This is a genomic window from Halopenitus persicus (genome assembly GCF_002355635.1).
Classification (GTDB): Archaea; Halobacteriota; Halobacteria; order Halobacteriales; family Haloferacaceae; genus Halopenitus; species Halopenitus persicus_A.
Window position 1 is genome coordinate 318,925 of record NZ_AP017558.1, and the last position, 21,039, is coordinate 339,963.

The following is a 21,039-nucleotide window of genomic DNA, read 5'->3' on the forward strand; positions in this document are numbered from 1 at the left end:
GACTGCTTCGCGGACCGGCGCTACGGGTGTGCGTAGTAGACGACCAGGTCCTCCTCGCCGGTCGGACCGTATCCCGACGGGGCGGGGTCGGGATCGAACGCGTCGAGGCGAACGAACCCGACGCGCTCGAACTGGATCATCTCGTCGACGGCGAGGTCGGCGACTCCGGGCTCGGCGTGGCCGGCCACGTCGCCGTCGACCGTCCGGAGCAACGTCTCGAGCGACTCGTCGGCCGGGACCCAGTGGACGACCGACACGCCCTCCTCGCGGACGGCCGTGATGTCGTCATCGAGGTATGCGAGGGTCTCGTCGGCCGCGTCGTAGCGGACGCAGCCGTAGCCCTTCAGCCAGACGCGGTCGCCGTCGGCGGGCAGATCTGACTCCTCGAGGAGCACGGTGCCGGCGGGGACGGTGCGCGTGCCACGGTCCTCGTGGTCCGGATGCAGCGGCGGATGGCCGGCGTCGGGACCGCCCGCGAGGTCGAGCTCGACCGCGGGGTCGTCCGCGCGGTCGCGCACGAGGAAGTAACGGTTCGCCCCGTCGTCGATCAGCTCGCGGTTGTTCGCGTACACCGACGACATCGCCAGGTCGACGTCGGAGGTCGACATCCCGAGCTCGACCATCGCGTCGACGATCGCCTGGCCGCGGATCCCGCGGCGACGGAGCGACCGGATCGTCGGGGCGCGGGGGTCGTCCCACCCGGTCAGCTCGCCGGCCTCGATCAGCTCCTTGATCGTCGACGTCGAGATCTTCACGTCGTACTCGTCGAGCTGGACGTGGCCCCAGTGGAGCACCTCGGGATACTCCCAATCGAAGTAGTCGTAGACGAACCGCTGGCGCTTCGCGGAGTCCTGGAGGTCGATCCCGCGGATGATGTGGGTGACGCCGGTGAGGTGGTCGTCGACGCCCGACTGGAAGTCAAGCATCGGCCAGCAGCGGTACTCGGCCGCCTCCTCGCGGGGATGCGGCGTGTCGATCAGCCGGAAGGCCACCCAGTCGCGCAGCGCCGGGTTCTTGTGCTCGACGTCGGTCTTCACGCGCAGCACCATCTCGCCGGGGTCGTACTCGCCGGCGACCATCGCCGCGAACTCCTCGTGGACCGTCTCGACGTCCTTCCCGCGGTGCGGACAGGCCTCGGCGTTCGCCTTCAGCTCGCTGAACTCGGCGGCCGGACACGAGCAGGTGTAGGCGCCGCCCAGGTCGATCAGCTCGCGAGCGTGGTCGTAGTAGGTCTCCACCCGGTCGGAGGCCTTTAAAACGACGTCCGGCTCGAACCCGAGGTACGCGATGTCCTCGAGGATCGCATCGTAGGCGTCCAGGTCGGGCCGCTTCGTCTCCGGGTCGGTGTCGTCGAACCGACAGATGAACTCGCCGTCGTACCGCTCGGCGTAGGTGCCGATCACCGAGGGCATCCGCGCGTGGCCCATGTGCCACGGCCCGTTGGGGTTCGGGGCCGCTCGCATCACGACCTCGCCTTCCTCGGCGTTCGGGAGGTCGGGAAGCGCGTGGTCGTCGGTCTCCTCGTCGGCCTCGAGCTCGTCGAGTCGCTCGGGCGCGAGTTCCGCGAGTCGCTCGCGGCGTTCGGCGGCGTCCATTCCGGCCACTCGGTTCACGATCGGCGCGATGACGCCGGGGATCGCGTCGCCGTGCGGCCGGAAGTCGGGGTTCGATCCCATGAGCGGCCCCATGATGGCGCCGACGTCCGGGTCGCTGTCGTGTTTGAGCGCGTTGAACAGCGCGGCCTCCTCTGCGGCCGTCTCGACGCGCTCGCGGAGTTCCTCGTCCATACGGGACCGGTCGGCGGCCCGCTAAAAAAGCGACCCGGAACGCCGGCCGACATCGACACGCCCGTTCGCGGCGTTGCCGACCGTTCCAACGCCGGGACGTCAACCGCCGAGACGTCCAACTCGGTCTCACGAAGACGTCCAACCCGAACTCACGAAGACGTCCAACCCGGACCCACGAGGTTCAAGCCCGTCCGTCCGCAAGGGCGCGTATGTCACCGGGACGGGAGGCGTGCGGCTGATGGTCGACTCGACGCCCGAGGCGGACCGCGACGCCGGCGGCCGCTGGCTCATGGCCCTGTTCGTGCTCATCGTCACCGCCTCCGCCGGCGGCGTGGCACTGCTGGGCGATCCGACGACCGGGCAACTGCTCGCGGCGCTCGGCGGCGGGTTCCTCGTCTCGCTCGTCCTGTTGTGGTACGTGGTCCGGACGATCCGCGACTTCACCCCGTCCCGCCGACGCGGGCGGGGCGGTCGGCGGCGGTAGTTCGATCGTCAATCGCCGTCTTCGTCAGGGATCCACCCGTCGGATCCACGCCGCGGGGTCGTCGATCTCGGCGTCCGTCGGGAGCGCGGCCGGCTCGTCCCAGACGGCGGCCGCGGCCGCGACCCCGCGCTCGTCGGCGACGTGTTCGAAGAAGGCGGCGCCGCGTTCGTACTGCCGCTGTTTTAATCCGAGCCCCAGAACCCGCCGGAGGAGCCGGGCGATCGGGCCGCCGCCCGACCGACGGGCGTCGAGCTTCCGGCGAAGGTCGTCCGTGGCGTCGTCGAAGGCCCGGTCCATCAGCAGCTCGGCGTAGCCCTCGACGGCCGTCATCGCGGCGTCGAGCTCGCGGAACGCGTCCCGGTCCAGATCGCCGGCGGCGATCGCGACCACGCCGTCCTCCATCCGCGATTCGAGGTAGTCGGGCAGCCACGGCGCCGCGCCGAACTCGGCGGCGTGGGCGACCTCGTGGAACGCGATCCAGCGGCGGAAGCGCGGGTAGGAGACGTCGAGCTCGTCGGCGACGCGCACCACGTTCGGGTGGACGAAGTAGAGCCCGTGATCGGCGTCCGGCTCGTCCGCCAACAGCAGCGGGTCGTACTGCCCGAGCACGTTGCGAGCCAGGAACGCCAACAGCACCGACATCGTGCCGGTGTTCGCGACCCGCGAGAGTTCCGGAAACGCCGGCGTGGCGTGGGACTCCACGGGCGCCATCACGGTCCGGAACGTGTCGACGTTGGCGTCGATCCAGTGGTGACGGTTCTGCACCTCGACCGTCGGCGGGACGGCGAACGTGATCCCCGCAACCGACCCGAGCCGGTCGCGGGCGTCCCGGACGTCGCTCGCGTACCCCGCGCGGTCGGCCGGCGAGAGGTTCAGGACGCCGGGGTCGGTCCCCTCCTTGGCCGCCCGTCCGACCCGGTCCCAGTCCACGACGCCGGTGCCGGAGGCCTCGGCCACCGTCCGGACGCTGCGAAGGAGGTTCATAGGCACGTTTCGGTTCCGGGCGCCCAAAGCGCTTGCGTCGGATCGTCCGGTTCCCACGCGCCTTGCCCCTCGATCGTCGCCGACGGGATCCGCACCGCTCGGCCGAGTCGTCGGTTTGATACGGCTTCCCGTCCAGCGGCCGATATGGACGAGCGCCGACGCGAGTTTCTCGAGACGCTGCTGGAGACGCCGAGCCCCTCGGGCTTCGAGACGAACGGCCAGCGCGTGTGGATCGACCACGTCGAGACCTTCGCCGACGAGGTCCGAACCGACGCCTACGGAAACGCGATCGCGGTCCACGAGGGATCGGGCGATGGCCCGGAGATCGCGGTGACGGGCCACGCCGACGAGATCGGATTCATCGTTCGTGACGTCCTCGAGGACGGGTATCTCCGTATCGCCTCCGTCGGCGGCGCGGACCGGACCGTCTCGAAGGGCCAACACGTCACGGTCCACGCCGACGAGCCGGTGCAGGGCGTGATCGGACAGACGGCCATCCACCTGCGGGACACCGCCGACGACGAGTACGAGGACGTCTCGGCGCAGTTCGTCGACGTCGGCGCGGCCGACGAGGAGGCGGCCCGCGAGCTGGTCGAGGTCGGCGACCCGGTCACGGTCTCGACCACGATCCGGGAGCTCGCCGGCACCCGGCTCGCCGCACGCGGGATGGACAACCGCGTCGGAACGTGGTGTGCGGCCGAGGCGCTGCGACGGGCGGTCGCCGCCGACGTGGACGCGACGGTCTACGCCGTCTCGACCGTCCAGGAGGAGGTCGGCCTGCAGGGGGCGAAGATGGTCGGCTACGACCTCGATCCGGACGCGTTCCTCGCGGTCGACGTCACCCACGCCACCGACAATCCCGACATCGCCGCCAAGCGGCGCGGCCCGGTCGAGCTCGGCGAGGGACCGGTGATCACCCGCGGCAGCGCGAACCATCCGGTCCTCGTCGAGCTGGCTCGGTCGGCGGCGGCGGACGCCGACGTCGACGTCCAGATCCAGGCGGCCGGCACCCGAACCGGCACCGACGCCGACGCCTTCTACACCTCCCGGTCCGGGATCCCCTCGGTCAACGTCTCGGTTCCGAACCGATACATGCACACCCCCGTCGAGGTGATCGACACGACCGACCTCGACGACGTCGCGACCCTGCTCGCGGCGATCGCCGACGAGGCGAGCGCACACGACGACTTCCACGTGTCCGTATAGCTGGACATACCAGCGTGCCGTATAGCTGGACATACCAGCGTGCCGTATAGCTGGACATACCAGCGTGCCGTATAGCTGGACATACCAGCGTGCCGTATAGCTGGACATACCAGCGTGCCGTATAGCTGGACATACCAGCGTGCCGTATAGCTGGACATACCAGCGTGCCGCGGAGTGGGAGACCGGCGTATCCGTGCCAATAAATATCAATATCGATCGTGAGTTATTCACGATCGAGGATCGAACGCGTTGGGATTCGGGGACAACACGCCACAAACACGAGTCTTTTTACGAATCGATCCCGCATCGATCGGTATGGAACCCGGAGGGGACGGGATCGCCGCGGGCCCGCGCGAGAAGTGCGGGGTCGTCGGCGTCGCGCTCGAGGACCGACCGGCCGCACGACCGCTGTATTACGCGTTGTACGCGTTACAACACCGCGGGCAGGAGTCGGCGGGGATCGTCACCCACGACGGCTTTCAACAGCACGGCCACGTCGAGCGGGGCCTCGTCGGGGACGCCTTCGAGGCGGACGACCTCGAGTCGCTCAACGGGACGACCGGGATCGGCCACGTGCGCTATCCCACCGCGGGCAGCCTCGATAAGAGCTGTGCCCAGCCCTTCTCGGTCTCGTTCAAGTCGGGCTCGCTCGGGCTCTCGCACAACGGCAACCTCGTGAACGCCGCCGAGATCCGCGAGGACCTGGCGCGACAGGGGCACGCGTTCACCTCCGACGGCGACACCGAGGTGATCGCCCACGACCTCGCGCGGAACCTCCTCGACGCCGACCTCGTCCGTGCGGTCAAGCGGACGATGGAGCGTATCCACGGCTCCTACTCGCTGACGATCATGCACGACGACACCGTCCTCGGCGTCCGGGACCCGAAGGGGAACCGGCCGCTGTGCATCGGGCAGCTCGACGACGGCTACGTGCTCGCCTCCGAGTCGGCGGCGATCGACACCCTCGACGGCGAGCTGGTCCGGGACGTCCGCCCCGGCGAGCTGGTCGTCCTCGAGTCGGACGGCACCGGCTACGACACCTACCAGCTCGTCGAGGAGGACCACGCCGGCCACTGCTTCTTCGAACACGTCTACTTCGCCCGGCCCGACTCGGTCATCGACGACGAACTGGTCTACGAGGTCCGACGGGAACTCGGCCGGAAGCTCTGGGAGGAGGCCGGCGTCGAGACCGACGTCGTGATGCCGGTTCCCGACTCCGGCCGCGCGTTCGCTTCCGGCTACGCCGACGCGGCCAACGAGACCACGGCCGACGGCGATCCTCGGGCCGACGAGGACGACGGGGTCGCCTTCGCCGAGGGGCTGATGAAGAACCGCTACGTCGGCCGGACGTTCATCATGCCGACGCAGGACGAACGCGAGCGGGCGGTCCGCCTGAAGCTCAACCCGATCCGGTCGACCGTCGAGGGCAAGACCGTCACGATCATCGACGACTCGATCGTCCGGGGCACCACCTCCACCCAGCTCGTCGACCTCGTGAAGGAGGCCGGCGCCGAGGAGGTCCATATGCGGATCGGCGCACCCCCGATCGTGGCGCCCTGCTATCTGGGCATCGACATGGCGACCCGCGAGGAGCTCATCGCGGCCGACCGGTCGACCGAGGAGATCCGCGAGATGATCGAGGCGGACTCCCTGTCGTATCTCTCGATCGACGCGATCGCCGAGACGCTCGGAACGGGACACGAGGACCTCTGTCTGGGCTGTGTCACCGGCGAGTACCCCTACGACGTCGAGGGCGAGGCGGCCGACCGCGACGTCGAGCGACCCGCGATCGGCGAGTCGCCGCCCGCCGACGACTGACGACGGGAGCCCCTCCCCGCCCGCGAAATGGTGCCGAATATGTTCGTCACACCGTCTCAGTCTCCGGGAACGACCGACGGGATATTCCCCCTCGAGGACGAACCCGTGAATATGTCACCACGTGATTCATCGCGGGAGGCGGGGACGACCGACGACGCGACGACGATCGACCGCCGGGGATTCGTCCGGCTCGGTGCGGGCGCTGCGGCAGCGACCGCCGGAATCGCCATCGGGGCCGGAAGCGCGGCGGCGAACTACGACGGCTGGCTCGAGGGCGTGAGCAACTACGAGGGAACCGTGGATATGACGGGGCAAGACGAAGTGACGGTGTCCGTCGGCGCCGGCAACGGGCTGCTGTTCGACCCGCCCGCGATCCTCGTCGACTCCGGGACGACGGTGGTCTGGGAGTGGACCGGGCAGGGCGGCCAACACAACGTCTCGGAGGCCGACGGGGCCTTCGAGTCGGAGCTCGTCCAGGAGGCCGGTCACACCTTCGAGCACACCTTCGAGAGCGAGGGAACGTTCCGGTACCAGTGTGACCCCCACGCGGCGGTCGGGATGAAGGGCGTCGTCGCCGTCGGCAGCACCGACGACGACCTCATCGAACCGTCCGGGGGAGGCGGCAGCGGCGGGGACGGCGGCAGCGGCGGCGATGGCAGCGGTGGTGGCTCCGGCGGCGATGGCAGCGGTGGTGGCTCCGGCGGCGATGGCAGCGGCGATGGTTCCGGCGACGGGTCCGCGGGGGAGACGCCCTCGGCGGCGTCCGGCGGCGTGACCCTCTCCGGGAGCGACCTGTTCGCGATCGCCACCAGCATCGGGTTCGTGGCGGTGCTGTTCGCCCTCGTGTTCGGCGACATCGACGCCGAGGAGTAGGGAGATACGACGTTTCGGAACGGGGGGTCACAGCGTGGCGCGGAGAGGGACCGGACCCCGTCCCGCTTAGAACACGTGGTGCAACAGCAGGTAGACGCCGACGCCCATCGCGAAGGAGACGATCCACAGCGGGGCCGCGATCCGACCGACGCGTCGGTGGGCCGTCTCGGGGATCGCCGCGACCGGTCGCGTCAGCGCGGACACCAGCGCGTAACAGACGAGCGGGATGCAGACGATCGCCAACAGGATGTGGACCGCGAGGAACGGAAGGTAGACGTATCGGTAATACACCTCTGGGCCGGGAAACTCGGCGGTCCCGACGAGGGTCAGCCGCCAGAGGTAACACACGAGGAAGGTGCCGAACAGAACGGTTGACAGTCCCATCAGGATGCGGTGGCGCCGCACGTCGCCGTTCCGGATCGCCCGCCAGCCGGCCGCGATCGTCGTGATCGCGATGACCGAGATGACGGCGTTGAGATGGGTGAACGACGACAGCACCGCCGGACCGGGGTCGGGAACGTACGCCGTGGGGATCGATCCGGTCACCGCGGCGAACACGAGCGCCAACGCGGCCGCCGACAGCAGCGCCGCCACCGCCGGCACGTGGTCGCGAGCTCGAAGGGCCATGTCCGAGCCTACGACGTCCCCGGTGAAAGGACCTCCCGTTTCGGTCGCCGGCGGTCCCTCGACTCCCGGCGAACCACTGACCGACATCCGGATGCGACCGGTGGATCGATCAATCGCCGAGATCGGCGAGCCGATCTCGAAACCGATCGCCTGCAGGGACGTCCGTGGCGTGGACCCGTTCCACGATGAACCGGAAAATCGACAGCCCTTTTACTGTCCTTCCGATAGGAGGGAATGCGGAAAAACGCGCGAGCGCGTGGGTAGCCAAGCCAGGCCAACGGCGCAGCGTTGAGGGCGCTGTCCTGTAGAGGTCCGCCGGTTCAAATCCGGTCCCACGCATCGCACGGCGGCACACCCGCCACACCGATGCACGGTGTTGTCCCCTACGACAGCACCCACGCACAATCCTTCGACGACAACGCTCGGGAGCCGCGGCGTCGTCCACGGCCGCCGATGGTCGTGCCAGGCGTTCCCGACCGAGCCCTCGTTTCTTTTAAACCCTTGCGGCCGGTACGCCGGGTATGGCCAAATACTCGACGGGGTCGTCAAGCGGCGGCGGCGACGGCGACTCCTGCGAGCTCTGCGGACGCGAGACGGGCGATCTCCGACGAGCGAAGGTCGCGGGCGCGACCCTGCTCGTCTGTTCGAACTGTCGCCCACACGACGACAGCGCCGACTCGAGTTCGAGCGGCGGGTCGGGCAGTTCCGACCGGGGGGACGACTCCCCGAGTCGGTCGCAGGAGCTCGCGCGCAAGCAGGCGGAGATGTACGACGCGGGGAAAGGCGACGCCAGCCACTGGGAGCAACACGGGACCGATTACGAGGACGACCAGCTCCCCTATCTCGTGTCCGGCTACGGCGCACGCGCCGAGCAGGCGCGCCAGGACGCGGGGCTGACGATCGAGGAGCTCTCCGCGGAGACCGGCCTCGCGGAGGACGACGTCCTGGCGGTCGAACAGGGCCGAGCCGCCCGCGCCAACGTCGGCGGGTCGGTCATCCGGGCGCTCGAGGAGCACCTGGACGTCACCCTCGTCGACGAGTAAGGCGGCTCCCGGCGGGCGGTCATCCGGGGTTCGGGTCCGGAGATTCGGGCCAGGGAAGGATCTCGTCGCCTCCCGCTAGCCGGACAGCGAGACGAGCGCGGCGCCGACCACGACCACGGCCGCCGCCAGGACGAGCCGAAGGGTGACCCGTTCGACGCGTCGCGGCAGGAACGCCGCGGAGATGACCAGCACGACCAGCGGCGACACCTGCACGATCGGGATCACGATCACCACCGGCGCGACCGACAAGGCGGCGAAGTACGCGATCAGCCCGGCCGAGCTCGAGAGCCCGGCCCAGACGTACCAGCGGGGGCCCTCGCCGTGTCGAGGGAGCGAGATCGCCCCGTCACGGACGCGCCGGTAGCCGAGATAGCTGACGGACGCCGCCGCGATCATCACCGAGAGGCCGACGGGAATCGGCGTCCCCGCAGTCAGCCCGACGCGGATCAACACCGGCTCGATCCCGATGAACGCCGCGGCCGCAAGCGGCAACAGCAGGGAAACCCCGATCCCGCGGAGCGAGTCGTCGTCCCCGGCGTCCGTCGCGGTCAGCCAGGAGATGACGGCGACGCCCGCGACGATACAGCAGATGCCGACGAGGTGCCTCGCGGTGATCGTCTCCCCGAGGAGCCACACGGCCAGGCCGGTCGAGACCAGCGTCGACGCGGAGACGACGGGCGTCGTCCGGCTGGCCCCGATCGCCGTGATCGCCTCGAACATACAGAGGCGTCCGAGCAGCAGCCCGGCGAGCCCGGCGGCCGCGAACGCACCGGTGGAGACCGGCGTGAGGCCGTAGTCGGGGTAGTAGGCGACCGCCGAGAACGGGACGAGACAGAGGACGTTCACCGCCAGCACGACCGCCAGCGTGTCGGCGACCGTCCCCGTTCGGGTCGCGACCCGGACGATCACGTTGTGAACGGCCCACAACACGGCCGCGAGGGCGGCAAAGAGCAGACCCGCGAGTGCGAGAAGTTCCACGCCTGTACGGCGGTGCGGCGGGTTCGATAAAGAAACGATCGGTCGCGGAAGACGCGGCCGGCGTCATTTCGGCGATCGAACGGCCGGGGATCGAACGGCCGGGGATCGAACGGCCGGCGTCACCGGCCGGGTCGCATCACTCCAGGTCGAACCGGTCGAGCTGCATGACCTTGCTCCAGGCGTCGACGAAGTCCCCGACGAGTTCCTCCTCGCCGTCCTCGGCCCCGTAGACGTCCGCGACGGCGCGGAGCCGGGAGTTCGAGCCGAAGATGAGGTCCAGACGAGTGGCCTCCCATTCGACGTCGCCGGTCTCGCGGTCGCGGATCTCGAAGACGTATCCGTCCTCGTCGACCGGCTCCCACTCGTAGCCCATGTCGATCAGGTTCACGAAGAAGTCGTTGGTCAGCGCGCCCGGCCGGTCGGTGAGGATGCCGCGGTCCGAATCGCCGTACGTGGCGCCTAGCGCGCGCATCCCGCCGACGAGCGCCGTCAGCTCGGGGACCGACAGGTTCAACAGCTCCGCCTTGTCGAGCATTCGCTCCTCGGGGGTGTCGTACAGATCGTCGTAGTCGCCCTCGCCGAGGTAGTTCCGGAAGGCGTCGACCTTCGGCTCGAGCACCTCGAAGGACTCGACGTCGGTCTGCTCCTGAGTGGCGTCCGTGCGGCCCGGTTCGAACGGGACCGCCACGTCGTAGCCGGCCTCGGCTGCCGCCTGCTCGACGGCCGCGTTGCCGCCGAGGACGATCAGGTCGGCCAGCGAGACCCGCACGTCGTCGGATCGGGACTCGTTGAACTCCGCCTGAACGTCCTCCAGGGTCTCGAGGACCGTCTCAAGCTCCGCCGGCTCGTTGACCTCCCAGCTCCGCTGGGGCTCGAGCCGGATCCGGGCGCCGTTCGCGCCGCCGCGCTTGTCGCTGTCGCGGTAGGTCGACGCCGCGGCCCACGCGGTCTTCGCGAGCTGCGGGACGGTCAGATCCGTCTCGAGGATCTCCTGCTTGAGCTCGTCGGCCTCCGCGTCGCCGATCAGGTCGTAGTCCGCGTCCGGAAGCGGGTCCTGCCAGAGCATCGTCTCCTCGGGGACCTCCGGACCGAGGAACCGCACCGGCGGGCCCATGTCGCGGTGGATGAGCTTGTACCACGCCTTCGCGAACGCCTGCTGGAACTCGTCGGGGTTCTCCTGGAAGCGTTCCAGGATCGCCCGGTAGTCGTCGTCGTGCTTCAGGGCGACGTCGGTCGTCAGCATCATCGGCTGTTCCGTCTTCGACGCGTCCTGTGCGCCCGGGGCGTGCTCGATCTCGTCCGCCTCGACCGGATGCCACTGCCAGGCTCCGCCGGGGCCCTTGACCGAGGTCCAGTCGTGTCCCAGCAGGTTGTCGATGTAGCCCATGTCCCACCGGGTCGGCGCGTCGGTCCAGGGGCCCTCGATGCCGCTCGTGATCATCCCGCCGATCTCGTCGAAGTCGTGCTTCCAGCCGAGTCCCTGCTCCTCGATGGGCGCCGCCTCGGGCTCGGGACCCTGGTGCTCGTGGGGGTCGTCGGCCCCGTGAACCTTCCCGAAGGTGTGGCCGCCGGCGATGAGCGCGACCGTCTCCTCGTCGTTCATCGCCATCCGCTCGAACTCCTCCCGGATGTTCTTCGCGGACCCCGCCACGTCAGGCTCGCCGTTCGGACCCTCGGGGTTCACGTAGATGAGCCCCATCACGGTGTTGGCAAGCGGGTCCTTGAGATTGCCAATCTCCCCGTCCTTATACCGCTCGGGCGAGGACGTTTCCCACTCGGTTTCCGGACCCCACTCGACCGCCTCGTTCGATTTGAACTCGTCCACGCGACCGCCGGCGAAACCGTACGTCTCGAAGCCCATCGACTCGAGCGCGACGTTCCCGGCCAGGACGATCAGGTCGCCCCACGAGAGCTTGCGGCCGTACTTCTGCTTGACCGGCTGGAGCAGCCGGCGGGACTTGTCGAGGTTGATGTTGTCCGGCCAGCTGCTCTCCGGCGGGAGTCGCTGTAGCCCGCCGGCCGCGCCGGCACGGCCGTCGAGGGTTCGGTACGTTCCGGCGCTGTGCCACGCCATTCGGATGAACAGCGGCCCGTAGTGGCCGTAGTCGGCCGGCCACCACTCCTTGGAGGTCGTCATTACGTCCTCGATGTCCGCCTTCACCGCATCGAGGTCGAGCGTCTGGAACTCCTCGGCGTAGTCGAAGTCCTCGTCGTACGGACTGCCGTCGTAGACGTTGTCGTCGAGAATATCCAGTCGGAGCAGGTTCGGCCACCAGTCCTCATTGGACCAGGTCATATACGAAATCTGATTGGGTGGTCAGCCTCTTAACTCTGTCCACCTCCCCCGTCAGTCCGGCGATCGACGGTCCCTATCTCCCCCGTCCGTCCGGCGATCGACGGTCCCCATTTCGGCCGAGTGATCGTCGTCCGCAAGCTCATCGCGACCGAACGCACCGACCGACTCGACCGAACGCACCGACCGACTCGACCGAACGCGCCGACCGACTCGACCGAACGCACCGACCGACTCGACCGAACGCACCGACCGACTCGACCGAACGCGCCGACCGACTCGACCGAACGCGCCGACCGACTCGACCGGGGGAGAATTCAAGTCGCTGCTGGGAGATGGTCAGCCATGGCATCCACACGGTTCCTGTTCGTCTCCGCGGATGCGGCGCTCATCACGGACCTGGCCTGGCAGGTCCATCGCGAGGGACACGACGTGAAATACTACATCGAGGCCGAAAGCGACCGGGAGATCGGGGACGGATTCGTTCCCAAGACGGACGACTGGCGTGCGGACGTCGAGTGGGCCGACGTCATCGTTTTCGACGACATCTGGGTCGGCTCCGACGTCGGAACGGGGGCGCTCGCCGAGGAGCTCCGTGCGGAGGGACACGCCGTCGTCGGCGGGACGCCGAACACCGACCGGCTCGAGGAGGACCGCGGCTACGCGATGGACGTCCTCGAGGAGCACGGCGTGAACACCGTCGAACACCACGTCTTCCACGACTTCGATGCGGGCATCCAGCACGTTCAGGAACACCCCGCCCCGTACGTCATCAAGCCGCTCGGGGAGGTGCAGAACGTCAAGCGGCTCCTGTACGTCGGGAACGAGGACGACGGGAGCGACGTCGTCGACGTCCTGCAGGCATATAAGAAGGCGTGGGGCCACCGGATGAAGGGCTTCCAGCTCCAGCGGAAGGTCGAGGGCGTCGAGATCGCCATCTGCGGGTTCTTCAACGGCGAGGAGTTCATCGACCGCGTCAACTTCAACTTCGAGCACAAGAAGCTGTTCCCCGGAAACATCGGCCCCTCGACCGGCGAGATGGGGACGTCGATGTTCTGGGCCGGGCAGAACAAGCTGTTCACGGAGACCTTCGGCAAGCTCGAGGGCTGGCTCGCCGACGAGGGCTACGTCGGGAGCATCGACATCAACTGCATCGTCAACGAGACCGGAATCTACCCGCTGGAGTTCACGCCCCGGTTCGGCTATCCGACGATCGCCCTCCAGGAGGAGTCCATCGAGTCCTCGACGGGCGAGTTCTTTTATGACCTCGCCCACGGCAACGACCCCGAACTAGACGTTCACAACGGCTACCAGATCGCCGTTCGGATCGTGCTCCCGCCGTTCCCGTTCGACGACGAGCAGACGTACGACGAGAACTCCCGGAACGCGGCCGTAGTGTTCGAGACGGAGAGCCACGAGGGGGTTCACATCGAGGACGCGAAGAAGGTCGACGGCCAGTGGCGCGTCGCCGGCGACAACGGGATGCCCATCGTGGTGACCGGCAAAGGCGACACGATGGCGGCCGCACGCGAGCAGGCGTACGACCGAATCGATGACATCGTGATGCCCAACATGTACTACCGAGACGACATCGGCGAGCGGTGGACGGACGGCGAGGGCGACCGGCTGCAGGCGTGGGGCTATCTGGGTCCGTGACGTCCTTCCGGCGCGAAAGCGTAATCGCGGTGTCGGAACGGACGGGCCGGTCGTCTCACGTGATGATGGCGGATAACTCGAGGAGGAGCACGTCGTCACGCGAGTCCGCAACGCGTTCGAGATCGTCGGTGTACCCGGAGCGGCTGCACAGGACGTATAGCGGCTCTCCGTCTGCCGGTCCCGTTGACCACCGCACTTCCGACGTCGTTCGTTCGAGGTCCGAGAGGACGCCTTCGCTCACGGGTTGTGAGGTGAACTTGCATTCGCCGGCGACGAGTCCCTCGTCCGTGAGTCCAAGGACGTCCAACTCGTGTTCTTTGAACCACCACTGGCCGACGTCACGGAACCGTCGATCGATGAGGTCCGGGAGCGCTTGCTGACAGAGCCGTTCGAACAGCGGACTCACGTAATCCGCCAGCTCGGGCGCAACGAGCTCGTCGTACGCGTCGTCGCCGAGCATTCGAAGTCGGTCCTGAGTGCCATACACGAACCGGAACCAGAAGCGGAACAGCGGCGCGGCGATGCGGTACCGCCCACGCTTCGAGGCCGTCGGCGATTCAGTGACGGGAATATGGCGTTCGACGAGGCGGAGGCGGCGAAGCTTCTGGAGGTACGCGCTGAGCGACCCCGACTCCACGCCAGCCATCCCTGCGATCTCGTTCGGAGTCCGACGCCCGTGAGCGAGCGCACGGAGAATGCTAAAATACGTATTCGGCTGTCGGAGTTCGGTCCGGAGCAGGAACTCGGGCTCGGAGTAGAGGAGTCCGCGTTCCGACAGGATCGACTGCTGGACGTTCATTCCTAACGACTGGTCGGGGTCGATGGTCTGGAGGTAATACGGCGTGCCGCCGTAGATCGACCACGCGGCGATGGCAGTCTCGGAGTCGTATGCCGGAAAGAACCGGCGTGCATCGGCGACGGAGAGGGGCTTGAGGTCGATCGTCGCCGTCCGCCGACCGTACAGCGGCGCGCTGCCGGAGAGAACCTTCTCCTCCATAACGCTGATCGAGGAGCCGACGAGTACGAGCGTCATCCCCGTCTCCTGGAGCTCCATATCCCAGACGCGCTGGATCCGTGAGGGAAGCGACTCGTCCTCCTCGATGAGGAACGGGAACTCGTCGATGACGACGATCGCGTCCTCCTCGCCGAGCGTTTCGAGCACGGCTTCCCAGTCGCGGCGGACGTTCTGCAGTGACGGAAACTGCGTGGTGGCGGCATCGACGAACCCTTCGAGCTGGTTTTGCGACGTGGATTCGACCGCTTGATAGTAGACGGCGTCATCCCGATCAGCGACGGACCGGCGGACGAGCTCGCTTTTTCCGAGGCGACGACGGCCATAGATGACGACGAAGTCCGCGGTCTCGGACTCGTAGCAGTCCGTGAGTTGATCGAGTTCGCGGTCCCGATCAACGAATCGTTCCATACCACGTGTCCGATCCCGAGCATAATGGAAATTACGATTTTGGAAATTACGATTTCGGAAATCATAATTTCGGAAATCATGATTCCTTTATTGGATCAGTATTTAAGTCCGAATCAGTATGTAACGGACCTCGATTCAAAAGCGAGGGTCGAGAATACTCGGTTTGAAGCGTCTATACGGCGGTGTTTCCGTTTCGGAACCCATACTCGATTCCGTATTCGAGAGCACGTAAACGCGTCTCGGGGGACGCCGCCCCGTCGACCGCGTCAACGGGATGCCGATCGTGGTCGTTGGGAGGGAGCTAATCCACGGGCCGCGATCACGGTCGCGATCGGGGACGCTACTCGGCGGACTCGTCGCCGAGTCTCAGCGTCGATCGGATCCGGTCGGCGAAGAGGTTGATCCCGACGCCGGCGAGGAACGCCAGCAGCGTCGGGGCGGCGATCCACCACAGGTCGGGGTGTTCGCTTCCGGTATGTAAGGCGACGTCGAGCATACCCGCCGTTTCTCGCCGGCAGGTAAAACGTTCCTGAAAAGCGAGCGCCGAACCGGTTGCGACAGCAAGCGGTCGACGTCCTCTGGGCCGCGTCAGTGGAACCCGCGACCGACCTCGTCGTCCTCGATGAGGTCCTCGAGCTCCGCGGACAGTAGGCGTTCGGCCTCCTCGAACTCGTCGGTCAGTTCGTCGAGTTCGTCGGGGCGGCCGTCGAACTCGTAGTCCATCGGGCCGAACGCGGGGGCGTCCATCGCCTCCATCACGTCCTCGAAGAGGTGGTCCGGCTCGGTGGGCGCCTCGGCGTGGACCTTCAGCGTCTCCTCGAGGCGGGTCGCCATCTCCTTCGCGTGGTCCTCGTCCTCGGGCGGCGTCCGAACCGCGAACCGACCGGCGGCGTCCTCGGCGGGCAACAGGGGATCGAGCCCGTCGTCGACCCGGCGCGCGACGCGGGTGCCGACCCCACGAAGCTCCCGGGGATTCTTCGCGTACGTCTTGAGCTGGTAGACGCCGACGCTTGGGTGGCCGATGAACAGGTCCTCGCCGACGCCGTTCCGGCGATTGCCGGCGACGGCGCGCCACCCGTCCGGATCGGTCGACCCCTCGGTCACCTCCTGCAGGATGTCCTGCCAGTCTCGAACGCGCATACGACCCCGTTGCCGCTTGCGCCGCATTAGCGTGTCGATGCTCGGGATCGCTGGACGTCCCGCGTTCCCGGACGCGGTCGCTCCGGCTTGGGTCCCGTCGATCTCGATCGGATCCCGCCGCTCCCGCTTGGACCCTATCGATCCGCCCGGTCGAGCGTGATGACGACGACGCTGCCGCGGGGAGACCGCTCCTCGAAGGAGAGCTGGCCGCCCGACAGCTTCACCACCCAGAAGACGTACCAGAGCCCGATCCCCGAGCCGTGATAGAGGGCGTCGATGTCGTGCTTCTCGGTCAGGATCGCCCGCTCCTGTTCGGGGATCCCCGGCCCGTCGTCGGCGATCCGGACGGTCACGCTCCCGTCGGTCGCCTCGACGGTGACCCACACGCGTGGCTCCGCGTCCCCGTGGACGACCGCGTTCTCGAGTACCTCCTCGAGCGCGGTCTCGAGGGCCGGGAGGGTGACCGCGGACGCCGACTCGGGCGCCTCGAGTTCGATCGTCGCCGCGGGCGCCGCGGTCCGGACGGTCTCGACCGCGGCGTCGACCATCGGACGAACGTCGAGCGGACGGGGGGTCGGGTTCTCGGTTATGAGCTGGACGACGCGGCGCTCGGTTTCGGCCTTCTCCAGCAGCCCGGTTCCAGTCTCACGAATGCGTCTGGCGCTCTCCCGAAGCGTGCCGTCGGTGGCCTCCTCGATCGTTTCCGCGTAGCCGAGCACGAGGCTCAGGTCGTTTCGCAGGTTGTGACGAAGGATCCGGTCGAGGACCGCGAGCTGCCGTTCCCGGAGCTTCCGGTCGGTCACCTCGATCTGGATGGCGACGTACTCGACGATCCCGCCGTCCTCGTCGAACACCGGCGCTATCGTCTGGCTCGCGTGGTATCGATCCCCCGACTTCCGTTCGTTCGTGATCTCCTCACGCCACGTCCGGCCGGATTCGATCGTGTCCCAGAGTCGCTCGTAGTACTCCTCGTCGTGTGCGCCCGAGGAGAGCAGCCGCGGGGTCCGGCCGATCGCCTCCTCGGCGGCGTACCCCGTGATGTCCTCGAAGGCCGGATTGACGTACACGATCGTGGCATCCCGGTCGGTGATGTAGACGGCGGCTCCGGCGGCATCGACGGCGCGGCGGAACCGCCGGCGGTCGCGTTCCCGTTCCTTTCGCTCGGTTATCTCGCGGCGGCTCGCCAGCACGCGGTCATCGGCCGCCGCGGACGAGCCGGAATCGTCCACGCGGGCGGTTCGCACGTCGTACCAGCGTCGGTCCCCGTCCTGATCGACCGTGTACTCGATCCGCTCGACGGTGCCGGTCCGTCGCGTCGTCTCGATCGCTTCGAGCATCCGACCGGCCGGCTCCGGCGGGAACAGCTCCGTCACGGACCGGCCGACGAGATCCGGGGTGACGTCCTCGTCGTTTCCGGAGATGATCTCGACGCACCGCCCCTCGGCGTCGAAGACCACCACGTCCTCGGGCGAGGCGGCCACCGTGGCCGCGAGCCGGCTCCGGCTCGCACGGAGGGTCCTGTTCGTCTCGGTGAGCTCTGCCTTCGTGGCCTGCTCCTGTCGGACGTAGCCGTACAGGTAGTAGATGACCACGAGCGAGAACACGCTCACGAGGAGCCCCGGGATCTCGGTGACCCCCGGGGCGAAGCCCGAGAGGGCGAACAGCTGTCTGACCGCCATCAGCGACAGCAACAGCGTGAGGAACGCGAACCGACGGTCACGAACGTGGTACAGCAATATGAGCGACGCCCCGACGCCAACGAGCCGCAACAACAGGGACAGCGAGAGCGTCAGGCTGAGTACGTCCATCGGGGCAACTCTGCCGGTCCGTTTGGACGCTCCGAAGAAATAGGCGTCGGTGGGTCCGACTCTCGCGGCCGGTCGGGTCGGTAGCACGACCGACAGCGTTTTTCTCGCCCGTCACCCACACGCGTCCGTGAACCTTCGGGGGCCGATCGTCGACGTCGGCGAGGTCAGATCGGCGTCGACGCAGTACGGCGAACGCGACTGCTGTTCGATCGGGATCCGCCCCGAGGACGGCGCGGCGGACCCGGTTTCGGTCACGCTGTGGGGCGACTGGACGCACACGGCCGAGCACGCCGAGATCGGGATGGAACTGCTCGTGACGGATGCCGAGGCGGGCGAGTACCGCGGGGAGACGACCTACTCGACGACCGGCGACTCGGCCGTCGTGCTCGAGCCGGACTTCCTCGTGGACGTGACCGGGCTCCGGTCGTGGGTCCAGTGTCCCCGGATGTACTATTTAAATAAGCTGTCCGGGATCCCGCTGAACTACCCGGTGGTCAAGGGGACGATCGTTCACGAGGTGTTCGGCGATCTGCTCCGCGGGGTCGATCTGGAGGCGTCGATCGCCGACCGCGTCGCCGAGGCCGGCCTCGAGCTCGGGATCCTGGGGTACGACGCCGCGGACGTGATCGACGAGGTCCGGCGCAACGCCGCCGCGATCGACGGTTGGCTGGCACAGGGAACCCTGACCGACGGCGACGACTGGCGCTCGGAGTACACGCTGATATCGCCGACCTACGGGCTGAAGGGGCGAGCCGACGCGATCCGGCGGGGGATGCCGGTCGAGCTGAAGACCGGCAAGAACACGAACCGCGAGCCCCGGTTTCAGGACAAGATCCAGGCCGCCTGTTACGGGCTGCTGCTCGCGGAACACGACCAGCAACCCGATACCGGCACGCTGTTGTACACGAAGAACACCGCCCTGGACCGGACCGAGGCCACCGGGGACCTCTCGCCGGCAAAGGAGTTCTCGATCGGCGACGGGCTGCTCGATTTCGTGGTCCGCACCCGAAACGAGCTCGCCGCCATGGAGTGGCACGCGCTCAACGGCACCGGCGACCAGCCGGGCATCCCGACCGGCTACGAGGCGGACGCGACCTGTCAGTACTGTTTCGAGCAGGACACCTGTATGGTCGTCTCCGGCCGGCTGAACCAGGAGTCGAAGGCCGGGCAGATCGGCGCGCCGCTGCCCGCCGAGGAGCGCGACTACGTGGACCGATTCTACCGCGCGATCGAGGCGGAGCGGCGGGAGACGCACGCGGAGTACCGGAAGCTCTGGGAACAGTCGCCGGCGGAGCGGGCCGACGACGACCGGGCGCTGATCGACCTCGAGCCCGTCTCCGAGACCGAGATCGAGGGCGGCCAGTGGCGGCTCGAGGCTCGCAAGCCCGGTGCCGCGGTCTCGAAGCTCCGGGAGGGCGACGTCGCACTCGCCTCCGACGGGGATCCGATCGCCGGGGACGCCGAGCTCGGGCGGATCCGGTCGCTCGGGGAGACCGTGGTCGTCGAGACCGACGAGCCGGTTCCCCTCCGGCGGCTCGACGTCTACCCCTCGGAGATCTCGGTCGACCGGATGCTCACCGCGGTCCACGACGCGATCCTGAAGGGCGACGACCGCCGCAAGGACGTGCTGTTCGACCGGCGCGAGCCGGCCTTCTCCGGCCCCGAGCGGGAGTGGATCGCCAACAACGACGCGCAAAACGACGCCGTGAACCTGGCGACGACCGCGGCGGATCTCGCGCTGATCCACGGCCCGCCCGGCACCGGAAAGACCTACACCATCGCCCGGGCGATCGAGGCCCTCGTGGCCGACGGCAACCGGGTGCTGCTCGCGGCGTTCACGAACCGCGCGGTCGACAACGCACTGGCGGCGCTGCGGGACGGAACGGGTGCAGGGGGCGAGGCCGGAGGCCCGGACGGCGAGAGCGGGCTCGCGGTTCCCGACGAGGACGTCGTCCGCGTCGGCACCGAGACCGGGGTTCGCGGGGACATGCAGGACGTTCGGCTCCGCCAGCGGGGGAATCCGACCGACCGCGCGCGGGAGCTGGAGTCGGCCCCGGTCGTGGCCGCCACGACCGCCGCCTGCGGCTCCCGCGAGCTGCGCGAGCAGTCCTTCGACGTGGCGCTGGTCGACGAGGCCTCCCAGCTCACCGAGCCGAGCACCCTCGCGGCGATCTCGCTGGCCAACCGGTTCGTCCTCGTCGGCGACCACGAACAGCTCCCGCCGGTGGTCCGGGCCGAGAACGACCTTCGGCGCTCGCTGTTCGAGCGGCTCGTCGAGACGTATCCCGAGGCGAGCGTGATGCTCGACCGCCAGTACCGGATGAGCCAGCGGATCCAGGCGTTCGCCTCTCGGGAGTTCTACGACGGAGCGCTCCGTCCCGCGACCGGCGCGGTCGCCGCCCAGTCGGTGGCCGATCTCGTCGCCGATCTCGGCGATCTTCCGCCGGAGCTCCGGCGGGACGTCACCCTCATCGACCCCGACGGAACCCGGGACGGCAACCGGAACGTTCGCGAGGCCGAGCGCGTCGCGGAGATCGTCGACGCGTACGTCGCCGCGGGGGTCGACCCCGACGACATCGGCGTCATCGCGCCGTTCCGCGCGCAGGTGGCCGAGATCGGACGCCGGACCGACGTGACCGTCGACACCGTCGACCGGTTCCAGGGCTCCAGCAAGCCGGTGATCGTGGTCTCGCTCGTCGCGTCCGGGGAGCTCGACGGGCCGATCTTCGAGGACCATCGCCGCATCAACGTCGCACTCACGCGGGCGAAGCAGGCCCTCGTGCTGGTCGGGGACCGGACGGCGCTCCGGTCTGACCCCTTCTATGCCCGGATGGTCGAGTGGGCCGACCGGTAACCCGGTCTTCACGGCGGCTGGCGGCGTGCCTCCGGGATCCCCCCGTCGCTCGCCGGACACGAGCG

The 21,039-nt window shown here is 68.3% G+C and carries 16 protein-coding genes and 1 tRNA gene; 8 read left to right on the forward strand and 9 right to left on the reverse strand.

Annotated elements, in window-relative coordinates; all coding sequences use genetic code 11:
- Positions 1–20 precede the first annotated feature (20 nt).
- Positions 21–1,787, reverse strand: a complete 1,767-nt coding sequence (locus tag CPZ00_RS01470; protein WP_096389040.1) for a glutamate--tRNA ligase — start codon at positions 1,785–1,787, stop codon at positions 21–23.
- A gap of 238 nt (positions 1,788–2,025) precedes the next feature.
- On the opposite strand from CPZ00_RS01470, the gene CPZ00_RS01475 reads away from it, so the two are divergent.
- Positions 2,026–2,271, forward strand: a complete 246-nt coding sequence (locus tag CPZ00_RS01475; protein ID WP_096389041.1) for a hypothetical protein — start codon at positions 2,026–2,028, stop codon at positions 2,269–2,271.
- Positions 2,272–2,295: 24 nt separating this feature from the next.
- Here CPZ00_RS01475 and CPZ00_RS01480 read toward each other — a convergent pair whose 3' ends face one another.
- A complete protein-coding gene (locus CPZ00_RS01480) occupies positions 2,296–3,255 on the reverse strand; it encodes a zinc-dependent metalloprotease (RefSeq protein ID WP_096389042.1) in 960 nt (319 codons plus the stop codon).
- Between the two features lie 144 nt (positions 3,256–3,399).
- On the opposite strand from CPZ00_RS01480, the gene CPZ00_RS01485 reads away from it, so the two are divergent.
- The 3 genes from CPZ00_RS01485 to CPZ00_RS01495 all read left to right on the forward strand — a co-directional run bounded on the left by CPZ00_RS01485 (position 3,400) and on the right by CPZ00_RS01495 (position 7,152).
- Positions 3,400–4,461 (forward strand): M20/M25/M40 family metallo-hydrolase, encoded by a 1,062-nt coding sequence (locus CPZ00_RS01485; protein ID WP_096389043.1) that lies wholly within the window; start codon positions 3,400–3,402, stop codon positions 4,459–4,461.
- Positions 4,462–4,776: 315 nt separating this feature from the next.
- Positions 4,777–6,279 (forward strand): amidophosphoribosyltransferase, encoded by a 1,503-nt coding sequence (purF, locus tag CPZ00_RS01490; protein WP_096389044.1) that lies wholly within the window; start codon positions 4,777–4,779, stop codon positions 6,277–6,279.
- A 111-nt stretch (positions 6,280–6,390) separates the two neighbouring features.
- Complete coding sequence (locus tag CPZ00_RS01495) at positions 6,391–7,152, forward strand: halocyanin domain-containing protein (protein ID WP_096389045.1); 762 nt, start codon at positions 6,391–6,393, stop codon at positions 7,150–7,152.
- 66 nt (positions 7,153–7,218) lie between these two features.
- On the opposite strand, the gene CPZ00_RS01500 is transcribed toward CPZ00_RS01495, so the two are convergent.
- Positions 7,219–7,779, reverse strand: a complete 561-nt coding sequence (locus CPZ00_RS01500) for a DUF420 domain-containing protein (RefSeq protein ID WP_096389046.1) — start codon at positions 7,777–7,779, stop codon at positions 7,219–7,221.
- A 254-nt stretch (positions 7,780–8,033) separates the two neighbouring features.
- On the opposite strand from CPZ00_RS01500, the gene CPZ00_RS01505 reads away from it, so the two are divergent.
- Positions 8,034–8,118, forward strand: a tRNA-Leu gene (locus CPZ00_RS01505).
- 182 nt (positions 8,119–8,300) lie between these two features.
- The gene (locus tag CPZ00_RS01510; RefSeq protein WP_096389047.1) at positions 8,301–8,822 is read left to right on the forward strand and encodes a helix-turn-helix domain-containing protein; all 522 of its coding nucleotides are present in this window, start codon (positions 8,301–8,303) and stop codon (positions 8,820–8,822) included.
- Between the two features lie 75 nt (positions 8,823–8,897).
- On the opposite strand, the gene CPZ00_RS01515 is transcribed toward CPZ00_RS01510, so the two are convergent.
- Positions 8,898–9,800: a DMT family transporter gene (locus CPZ00_RS01515; RefSeq protein WP_096389048.1), complete on the reverse strand. Its 903-nt coding sequence runs from the start codon at positions 9,798–9,800 to the stop codon at positions 8,898–8,900.
- 136 nt (positions 9,801–9,936) lie between these two features.
- A complete protein-coding gene (katG, locus tag CPZ00_RS01520) occupies positions 9,937–12,096 on the reverse strand; it encodes a catalase/peroxidase HPI (RefSeq protein WP_096389049.1) in 2,160 nt (719 codons plus the stop codon).
- A 342-nt stretch (positions 12,097–12,438) separates the two neighbouring features.
- On the opposite strand from katG, the gene CPZ00_RS01525 reads away from it, so the two are divergent.
- Complete coding sequence (locus CPZ00_RS01525) at positions 12,439–13,749, forward strand: phosphoribosylglycinamide synthetase C domain-containing protein (RefSeq protein WP_096391554.1); 1,311 nt, start codon at positions 12,439–12,441, stop codon at positions 13,747–13,749.
- A 55-nt stretch (positions 13,750–13,804) separates the two neighbouring features.
- On the opposite strand, the gene CPZ00_RS01530 is transcribed toward CPZ00_RS01525, so the two are convergent.
- From CPZ00_RS01530 to CPZ00_RS01540, 4 genes are all read right to left on the reverse strand, one after another.
- Positions 13,805–15,172 carry an ATP-binding protein gene (locus CPZ00_RS01530; RefSeq protein ID WP_096389050.1) on the reverse strand — a complete coding sequence of 456 codons (1,368 nt, stop codon included), beginning with the start codon at positions 15,170–15,172 and terminating at the stop codon, positions 13,805–13,807.
- 340 nt (positions 15,173–15,512) lie between these two features.
- Positions 15,513–15,668 (reverse strand): hypothetical protein, encoded by a 156-nt coding sequence (locus CPZ00_RS15515; RefSeq protein WP_172861739.1) that lies wholly within the window; start codon positions 15,666–15,668, stop codon positions 15,513–15,515.
- 92 nt (positions 15,669–15,760) lie between these two features.
- Positions 15,761–16,312: a hypothetical protein gene (locus CPZ00_RS01535; protein WP_096389051.1), complete on the reverse strand. Its 552-nt coding sequence runs from the start codon at positions 16,310–16,312 to the stop codon at positions 15,761–15,763.
- 134 nt (positions 16,313–16,446) lie between these two features.
- Positions 16,447–18,120, reverse strand: coding sequence for a PAS domain-containing protein (locus CPZ00_RS01540; protein ID WP_096389052.1), 1,674 nt, complete (start codon positions 18,118–18,120; stop codon positions 16,447–16,449).
- A gap of 127 nt (positions 18,121–18,247) precedes the next feature.
- On the opposite strand from CPZ00_RS01540, the gene CPZ00_RS01545 reads away from it, so the two are divergent.
- Complete coding sequence (locus CPZ00_RS01545) at positions 18,248–20,974, forward strand: AAA domain-containing protein (RefSeq protein WP_096389053.1); 2,727 nt, start codon at positions 18,248–18,250, stop codon at positions 20,972–20,974.
- Positions 20,975–21,039: the final 65 nt, after the last annotated feature.